Below are 2487 nucleotides of genomic sequence, written 5' to 3'. Positions count from 1 at the left end.
ACATAATAGTTCATTTAAAGTTTTATTACTCCTAATTTCTTGACTCAATTGATTTAATTGATCTGCAACTTTTACTTTGTCAGAATGTTTTTTGATTTTCCATATCTCTTTATTAGCAAATTTAAATCCACTTATTTTTTGTATTAATTTAATAAATCTCTTTTCATCAAAAAGTTCACTAATTTCTATAACAAAATTCAAAAGAACGATTAAATCATCAGGATTATCGTGATTAGAATTCAATAAAATTTCTTTTGCGTTATATTTATCATGATATGCATAAATTTTATTATAAACCTTATACAAATTAAATGCTCCAATTTCATTAAATAATTCACTATTAAATAAAACTAATTGCAAAGTATCAGATTCTATATTTATATCTAGTAAATCATTCACCACATGTATCTTCGCTTTGTTTCCAGCTGGTTTTTCCGCATGTTGTGAATATACTGAATCAAAATATATATTGTTTAACACACTAACAATATTTCCTTGAGAGCGCCAATTACTTTTTAAGGTATTTTCTCTTATAAAATGACGATTAATAACTTCATGAAAACCTTCAACCCTCTCCTTATAAATTTGTTGCATCTCATCTCCTAATAGGACAAGTCTTGTTTCATTATTTAAACAAGCTTTATAAAACAAATTCAAAATTGCAGAACTTGTATCCTGGTACTCATCGATAAAAATAAATGAGTATTTCTGTGATAGCGCCATATTTAACTTTGGAAACCTTTCAAAAACAGCCCTTGAAAAAGTTAGCAAATCGTCATGTGATAGTGCGCCATAGAGAAATGAAGAAAATTGTGTTTCTCCATACTTTATGCAAGAAATATTCTCCAAAACTACTTCTTCTGTAACAGCAAACTCTAATTCTAAATTATTTCTTTCACGATATTTCTCTAATTTAGCTAACGCCCTTTCATCATTCCCATCTATAATTTTTTTTATCTCTCTACGATAAAATTGCACAAAATATTCTATTACAGATCTAATTCTAAAAAAAGGAATCATAAAATTTCCAATAAATGAATGTATAGTCCCAATTTCAACGCGTTCACTATCTATTTTTTCTCTTAATTGTTCAGCTGCCCTATTTGTATAAGTAATACATAAAACTTTTTTGTTTGATTGTCTTAAAAGTTTTCTAACGGTATTAGATACTGCTGTAGTTTTTCCACTACCAGCTGGTGCGTTAATCAAAGTAAACTGCTGAGATAGGTCTAACCCTGAAGCCATTCCAACCCCTCCTCAACATATACTGGTATAGAATCTTTTATATTCTCTGATTCTATTAGTGCATACATAAAATCAGTTTTATTTTTTAATTTATCAATTCTATCTCTTAAAGAAGTTTTATTTTTTGCAGTGTTTGATAATAATAGTTTATTCTCCTCGATAAGTAATTTGAAATCTTCCTTTGTGATGTGGGAGAATACAGTTTCAATATTCAACTTCTTATAAGGAAGTTTATTTTCTAAGCCATTCACATCTTTCTCTGTATTATTTTTAAATAGAATTAATTTATAAAGTAGCGCATCTTCCAAGGTACGTGCATACCCGTCCACATCAGTTTGGAATTTCAAGTTAATATTTCCATTATTCAAAAATAAGCCTTTCTTTAACCTATTTTCTTCAAAAATTTTAGAAATATTTGATTGATCTACCATTGTTTTAATTGTTTCATTTGAAGTTACTCGCTTCATAATTTCTTCTATAATTACATCTTCACCAATTTCAATATCTTCTTTCTTGTATTCATAATCTATATCAGTAAAAATTAGTGATTTGATTTCTAAAAACTTTATTAAATCCAAATACTTATGAGCATATGCTCCCCCTACTTGAATATAAGATATATACTGTGAAGAAAGTTTTTCATATTTCACCATATTTGAAATGAGATACTTAAATAATAATCTTTCAGCATCCCCTTCAAATAAAATTAGTTTATCCGCAAATACCATTTCCACCATATTGAACTGAAAGAATTTTTCATAAAAGTTCCTATCAGTTGCATGTTGAGTCATAAAATTATTTAAATCATATACTTTTGATTGAGTATGTCCATTTGATCTTAAGACACGTATATTACTCAAGCCTATCGTTTTTGTCATCTCACTTGAGTGAGTTGTAATTAACATTTGAAATGGAACATCCTGATTTTCCGCCATTGCAGTTATAATAACTTCTTCTACTTCACTCGCTGCAACTTGATTAACTGTTTCTACTATTTCCTTCACTGCGCCTTCTTTAGCCACATTTTCTAATTCATTAACCACATCTGCTAATTCTTTTTGAACATCTTCTTCCTTTAATTTCTCTTCTAGATTATTTTCTCTTTGCTCTAATTCTTTTGTCTTATTAATCGCACTAATATACCTTATGAAAATATTTTCCATTTGAGGATGTAAGTGTGCTTCTGGCTCTTCAAATATTAATAAATTTACTTTTCTTTCATCTATTTTGTCACTAAAAATT

Annotated in this window: 2 protein-coding genes; both read right to left on the bottom strand. The window is 28.0% G+C overall.

The genetic code is table 11. The features are described 5' to 3' along the window. A partial coding sequence (locus tag ABWK52_RS29065) for a UvrD-helicase domain-containing protein (protein WP_353772364.1) occupies positions 1-1245 on the bottom strand: 1245 nt, incomplete at its 3' end. Further along, positions 1230-2487, bottom strand: a 1258-nt coding sequence (locus tag ABWK52_RS29060; protein ID WP_353772363.1) for an ATP-dependent nuclease, incomplete at its 5' end; no start/stop codon positions are given. The genes ABWK52_RS29065 and ABWK52_RS29060, both read right to left, overlap by 16 nt.

It is taken from the genome of Bacillus sp. AP50 (assembly GCF_040492675.1).
GTDB lineage: Bacteria > Bacillota > Bacilli > Bacillales > Bacillaceae_G > Bacillus_A > Bacillus_A cereus.
The sequence above is the reverse complement of the archived record's forward strand: the minus strand, read 5'-3'. Positions and strand labels throughout refer to the sequence as shown.